A 6408-nucleotide genomic window follows, 5' to 3' on the forward strand; every position below is an offset into this window, starting at 1 on the left:
TGTTTTGTTTGTGTACTATGGTTTTCTATGGGAATTTCATTTCGCTGCAAGCTTTTTCTATTACAATTATAACTTATTTTTTTTTGACTGTTTTTTTTTATTACTTAATACCTCTATTGCATTTTTTTGGTGATTAAATGAATATTAAAGTATTGGATACTACATTACGTGATGGGGAACAGACTCCAGGTGTTTCTTTAACTCCTTTGGAAAAATTGAGAATTGCTAATAAGCTTGATGAAATTGGAGTTGACTTTATTGAGGCAGGCTCCGCCATAACTTCTGAAGGCGAAAGGCAATCCATTAAGGAAATTACATCACAAGGTTTGAACGCTGAAATCTTAAGTTTTTCAAGGCCTTTAACAGTTGATATTGATTACTGTCTAGAATGTGATGTGGATGCAGTAAATCTGGTCGTTCCAACTTCAGACTTGCACATTTCTGAGAAATTAAAAACCACACGTGATAAACTGATAGATTTATCCAATTCTGCAATTGAATATTGTAAGGATCACGGTTTGACTGTTGAATTGTCAGCAGAGGATGCTACAAGAAGTGATTTCGATTTTTTAAAATCAGTATATGAAAATGCGATAGACCATGGTGCTGACAGAATCTGTGTATGTGATACTGTAGGTATTTTGACACCGAATAAGTCATTTGAAATATTTAATAAACTCAGGGACATTCCTGTTCCGATTGCATGTCACTGCCATAATGATTTTGGCCTTGCTGTTGCCAATACATTATCTTCACTTGAAGGTGGTGCAACTGAAATCCACACTACCGTAAACGGTATCGGTGAGAGGGCTGGAAACACTTCTTTTGAGGAATGTGTTGTCAGTATCGAAAGGTTGCTTCCAGAGTTTTCAACAAACATAAAGATTAATGAAATTTATGATATCTCCAAACTGGTTGCCAGATCCACTGGAGTATATATTCAACCGAATAAGGCAATTGTTGGAGAAAATGCATTTGCTCATGAATCTGGAATCCATTCAGATGGTATAATCAAAAATTCCGCCACATATGAACCGATTACTCCTGAACTTGTTGGAAGAAAACGCAGGTTTGTCATCGGAAAACATATGGGAACTCATGGATTGGATAACAGGCTCAAGGAATTGGGTTTGAATGTCAATGAAAATCAGCTTCAGCAAATATGCAGCGATATCAAAAGTTTAGCTGACATGGGCAAGACTGTTACAGATGTCGACTTGCAGGCAATAGCTGACAACGTTTTGGAAATCAACCATGAGGATAGGATAAAACTAGATGAATTAACTATTGTTTCCGGAAATAAGGTCATGCCTACCGCTTCAGTCAAGATAACAATGGATGATGATGAAATTCTTAATGCTGGTGTTGGTATAGGTCCTGTAGATGCAGCAATCAATGCTTTAAAAACTTTGGACATTTTCACTGATGTCGATTTAATCGAATACCACGTAGATGCGATTACTGGAGGTACCGATGCATTCATTGATGTAATTATCAAATTGCAGAAAGGAGATAAGGTTGTTTCCGCTCGCGGTACAGAACCTGACATTATCAATGCAAGTGTCAAGGCATACATTTCCGGAGTTAACAGATTGCTTAGGGATTAGTGATTGCATGCAGATGGAAAACGTTCAAATTCTAGGTTTCGAATCAACAATTGATTCTGTTGGAGAAACCCTTGATAAGATTGATGGAATCAGAAAAGATGGTGAAATTATCCAGCTTCTGAATGCAGATTCAATAGCTTCAAAGAATCATATTATCCATGGTGTCAACCAGGCATTCCTTGCTTTTGAGAGAGGAGAAAATTTGGCAAAGGATATCAGCGTTGAAATTGCACTGAGATGTTCTGCCCAAAGGCAGATTTCAAAGGCTTTTAAAATATTGGGATTAAAGGAAGGTAAAATGAATCTGTGTGCTGTTCTTATTAATTGTGATGATCATACTTCGGAACTCTCTTCAATCTTCACATCAGATGAAAGCGTTTTGAATCCCAATTATGAAAATTTAATAAAAGTATATAAAATAAGTCCTGATGAGCTTGAAAACATGTCTGTTGAAGATGTGATAATTGATAGGATTACAAAACTTGCAGTTGACTATTGACCACTTCAATTATCTTATCCAGATATTCATTTTCAAGACAGCAGTAATCCAAATTTTTGATTTCAATAGAAATTGCTTTTTCTTTTATGCGGTTGTAGTTAGGACATGTTGTGATGAATCCGCTTTTGTCGGTGGTTAATGATTTTTTCAATTCCCAACTTATTGACTTTGCATCATGATGTGGAATGATGACATTGACTCCTCTTTTATTTAAATGAATTGCATTAGGGATGTGTTTTTTTATATGCTCTGTTGCATTTAATGTAAGTTCTAGATTTTTACTAACATTATCAAGTTCGCTATCTATACCACTGCATATAATTTCATTAGTTTTGCTTAGTTTTTGTGGGAGTGATGTTTGCTTGAAAATTTCAGAATCATTGGCCGCTATGAATCCGCCACTTCCTACATTGATTATTTTTGGCGAACCGGTAGATGCAAGTATGATGTCTGAATTTTTTCCGAGTCTGTTTTCACTATCTCCGATTCCTGCTGATGCATCCTCAATTGTTGTGATGCCATTGCTTTTACAGTACCTTGAAATTGACTTGATGTCCTGCTCTGCACAGTATCCTGCAAAGCTTGTAAATATCAATGCTGAATTTTCTTCAACATCCATATCATCCAGATAATTCGGATTTATTAATCCCAAATCTGTTTTCAATGTTATAATATTTTTGTTTAAGAATTTGGCAATCTGCTTGAATCCGTGCCATCCTCCCTGGTCCGGAACGATTATGTCACCTTCGATAGATGAAAGGGCAATGAAAATACTATTGTTGCCGCTGGAAGTGATTTTTGCTTCTTCATGATTTGTCAGATCTTTAATCTTTTCGATACAGCTCTCTTCAAAGTCGATATTTGAATGTTTGCCTAATGCCACTTCAGACATTATTTCTTGGGTTCTTTTCGAAGGTGTTTTGAATCTAAACATATTATTCACTTTTAAAGTACATATCTAATGTGGTCTGCTTTGTGTGAAGCATTTCATTCAGCAAGGTTCCCTGCTTTACAAATTTGCTTATCGGCAGCCTTAGTTTGGTTCCCGCATATTTTAAAGCGTCTTCCAATGTTTCAAATTCTAGGTATGGGTTTGCCATTGCTTCTCTGATATTTTCCCTAACGTTGAAAACGCCCAATGGAATATAATCCTCATATGCTTCTCTTAATATAAGAAGTCCTGACTGCTTTTTGATTTCCATGAGATAGTCAAGGACAACCATTTTTGCCGTATAGTAACAGCCACCCACTCTTGAATACTCTTTTTTGTCAGCATTTGTTTCATAATCGGAAAATATCAATTCTTCATTTCTTATCAACTTAATGAAAGCTTCATACCACTCGTATTGCCATTCTGTAGGTGTTAAAATGATTACATAATAGGTATTCAGAGCTCCAAATTCAAATACTCTATAGGTATCAAGGATTTCAAATTTCCTGACTTGCTTTAGGAACTGGTCGGCAAGTGTCGAATCGCAGGCTGTTATTGACCATCTTGTCGGAACAAGTTTCCTTTTGTTTTTTGTACCGATTGCACCTACGGAAAATGCTTTCTGCATGGCTGAAAAGGGAACGTCCTTATTGTGAAGGTTTACAACAGCGTCAACAGCTTTCAAATCAGTATCATAGAATGTTTTTTCAAGCTGCCTGTCCCATTTCACAGCATCTATATTGAATTTTTCAATAACTGCACTGGGTCCATGAGGAGTGCTGTCCTCTGTCAGCATTGATCCTGTAGGCCTTCTTCCAAATGTGGCCTCACTGTCAATTGACTTGGACGCTAAGGATATGTCCTGAAGTTTTTCAACAAACGGGTTTTCCAAATCGTCAATTCTGATTAACTGCTTTCCCCTCACAAGGTTCATCCTGTAGTTTATGATGTCCTCTTGAGTTTTGTTTTGACCAATCCAATCCTCCGGCGAATCCATAATGTGGGTATCGCCCATCTGTGAACTCATCATGGGTCCTGCATAAACCTTAGGATAGGACCACCTTCCGATGAATACTGATGGTGGTGTGGTTCCTTCAAGATTTTTGCCGACATTAACAGATTTCATCTGAATCTGTTCTGTCAGTTTTGCAAGATAAGCATTTTTTGTGGTTTTCATGGTCAATCTTAATTTTTAAAAAAAGTAAAAGTAAATACTATTGGTTAGAATAGTATTTAACAGAATTCGATGGTTGCAGGTGGTTTATCACTAATGGATAAAGCGACATGGGTGACTTCAGAAATTTCTGAAGTGATTCTTTTTGAGATGGTCTGCACAACTTCCCAAGGAAGTTCAGCAACGGATGCGGTCATAGCATCAATTGAATTGACTATTCTTACAACTACCAGGTATCCGAAGTCTCTTTGGTCTCCTTTAACACCGGTAACTTTAGTGTCAGTCAATACAGCAAAGTATTGCCATACCTCTTTATCGATTCCTGCCTTTTCGACTTCATCGCAAACGATTTTGTTTGCTTTTCTGCAGATTTCAACATTTTCTCTAGTTAAAGCACCAACAACACGCACTCCAAGTCCAGGCCCTGGGAAAGGTTGTCTGTATACGGTTGTATCTGGAAGGCCTAATTCCACACCGATTTCCCTTACTTCATCTTTGTATAAGTCACGAATTGGTTCGCAGAGTTCCAATACCATTCCGCTTGGGAGAGCAAGGTTGTGGTGGGATTTGATTTCGCCTTTGGTTTCAATCCAGTCAGGTGCGATAGTTCCTTGCACTAAGTATTTTGCGTCAGCCTTTTCAGCTTCCCTTTCGAACACGTCGATAAATACTTTTCCGATGATTTTCCTTTTGTCTTCAGGATCGTCATAACCTGCAAGGGCATCCATAAATTCATCTGATGCGTCAACGAACTTAAAGTTTAACCTGTCTTTAAATGTGTTGGTCACCTGTTCAACTTCGCCTTCTCTTAAAAGTCCATGGTCAACAAAAATTGCAGTTAAATTATCGCCGATAGCTTCCTGAACGAGAACAGAACAGACTGAACTGTCTACTCCTCCGGACAATGCAATAATAGCTTTTTCGTCACCGATTTGGTCTTTAATTTTTTGGACTGCGTCTTCGATAAATTCTTTAGGGCTTAACATTTTATTCCTCATCTTCTTTATCGTAATCTTCAATTACTTGTTTTATCATAGCTTCTAGGCCATTGTCATTTCCTGATTCAATGGCTTCAAAGATATCATCATATTTAACGAATTTTTCTATTTTTACAGATTTTTCTCCTATTCCGGATATTCTAAATCCGTACTCTTCATCACCGATAGGGATGTTGACGTATTGTCTTTTCAAATCCGCTTTATATTCAATGGCCTTATTTTTTAAATCTTCCGCATTATCAATCATCATTACACCTTTGACAGATTTTATAGAAATTTTCAAAAATTATTGATCCTTTTGGAGTGTGATGCACTTCTGGGTGGAATTGGATTCCATATACCTCTTTATCTTTATGCTTAAAGGATTCAACATCACATAAGTTTGAACTAGCAAGAATTTCAAAGTCCTCAGGTATTGTCTTGACTTCATCTTTATGTGAAGACCAAACATCCATTTGAGAACCTAATCCTTCAAATAAGCTTTTATCATTAGTAATGTTAATTTTAACTTGAGCATAACTTTCGGTATCTGAAGTTGTAACTTCTCCACCATATGCCTTAGCAATTAATTGGTGTCCAAGACAGATTCCTAAAATTGGGACATCGAAATGTTTGATGTATTCCTCGCTATTTCCAGCACCTTCAATGGAAGGGCCTCCTCCCAAAATAAGTCCGATTGGATTTTTAGCTTCAATTTCTTCAATGGATAAATCGTTTGAAACTAATTCGTGAGGAATATTGAGGTATTGCAAACTTCTGCCAATTCTATGGTTGTACTGTCCTTTGTTGTTTATAACTACTATTGTCATTTTATGCTCCATTAAAATATAATGATATTATTTTTGGCTTTTTTATTTATTATAGTTTATTAATATTGGACAGTCATGGGGGTGGAGCATATTTCATGTGGACTTTTTTTGTTTTAATATTGATAATAAGGCAGGGAATAAATATTGGTAAAAAGGAAAAAATGTATGTAATAAATTATAATCTTGATGTTTTCATAGTAACTAACTCATTTTACTTAACAATTATCCTCAATAAAAAAAGAGGATTTTTCGAAAGCCATATTAATATGTGATTAATTTTCTAGATTGTGTTATAATAATGTTTATAAACTATTTTTTATAGAGTTAAATATGTAAATGGTGGAGATTATCGAGAAGCGCTTGGTAGCACCTTACTAGATTTTGCTTTAG

Annotated in this window: 8 protein-coding genes; 3 read left to right on the forward strand and 5 right to left on the reverse strand. The window is 36.2% G+C overall.

Translation table 11 applies throughout. From position 1 onward, the window contains the following. The first annotated feature begins 137 nt into the window (after positions 1-137). On the forward strand, positions 138-1607 hold the full coding sequence (locus tag Q0W25_RS08610) for a (R)-citramalate synthase (protein WP_297825389.1): 1470 nt from the start codon (positions 138-140) through the stop codon (positions 1605-1607). A 7-nt stretch (positions 1608-1614) separates the two neighbouring features. Continuing rightward, positions 1615-2106 carry a KEOPS complex subunit Cgi121 gene (cgi121, locus tag Q0W25_RS08615; protein ID WP_298521180.1) on the forward strand — a complete coding sequence of 164 codons (492 nt, stop codon included), beginning with the start codon at positions 1615-1617 and terminating at the stop codon, positions 2104-2106. Here the strand turns inward: cgi121 and Q0W25_RS08620 are convergent. From Q0W25_RS08620 to Q0W25_RS08640, 5 genes are read right to left on the reverse strand one after another with little or no spacing between them, the layout of a single operon-like run. Then, complete coding sequence (locus tag Q0W25_RS08620) at positions 2081-3040, reverse strand: DegT/DnrJ/EryC1/StrS family aminotransferase (RefSeq protein WP_298521182.1); 960 nt, start codon at positions 3038-3040, stop codon at positions 2081-2083. The two genes, cgi121 and Q0W25_RS08620, sit on opposite strands and share 26 nt — an antisense overlap. 1 nt (position 3041) lies before the next feature. After that, positions 3042-4214, reverse strand: a complete 1173-nt coding sequence (locus tag Q0W25_RS08625) for a hypothetical protein (RefSeq protein ID WP_298521184.1) — start codon at positions 4212-4214, stop codon at positions 3042-3044. A 56-nt stretch (positions 4215-4270) separates the two neighbouring features. Continuing rightward, positions 4271-5197, reverse strand: coding sequence for a glutamine-hydrolyzing GMP synthase (gene guaA / locus Q0W25_RS08630; protein ID WP_297825401.1), 927 nt, complete (start codon positions 5195-5197; stop codon positions 4271-4273). 1 nt (position 5198) lies between these two features. After that, entirely contained in the window at positions 5199-5456 is a 258-nt protein-coding gene (locus Q0W25_RS08635) for a hypothetical protein (protein ID WP_297825404.1), read from the reverse strand. After that, on the reverse strand, positions 5449-6018 hold the full coding sequence (locus Q0W25_RS08640; RefSeq protein WP_298521187.1) for a GMP synthase subunit A: 570 nt from the start codon (positions 6016-6018) through the stop codon (positions 5449-5451). Before Q0W25_RS08640 ends, Q0W25_RS08635 begins: the two co-directional genes overlap by 8 nt. Here Q0W25_RS08640 and Q0W25_RS08645 point away from each other — a divergent pair. Then, positions 6012-6290, forward strand: a complete 279-nt coding sequence (locus Q0W25_RS08645; protein WP_298521190.1) for a hypothetical protein — start codon at positions 6012-6014, stop codon at positions 6288-6290. The genes Q0W25_RS08640 and Q0W25_RS08645 overlap by 7 nt on opposite strands. Positions 6291-6408 lie beyond the last annotated feature (118 nt).

Origin of the sequence: uncultured Methanobrevibacter sp., from assembly GCF_947166415.1 — an archaeon.
Lineage (GTDB): Archaea > Methanobacteriota > Methanobacteria > Methanobacteriales > Methanobacteriaceae > Methanocatella.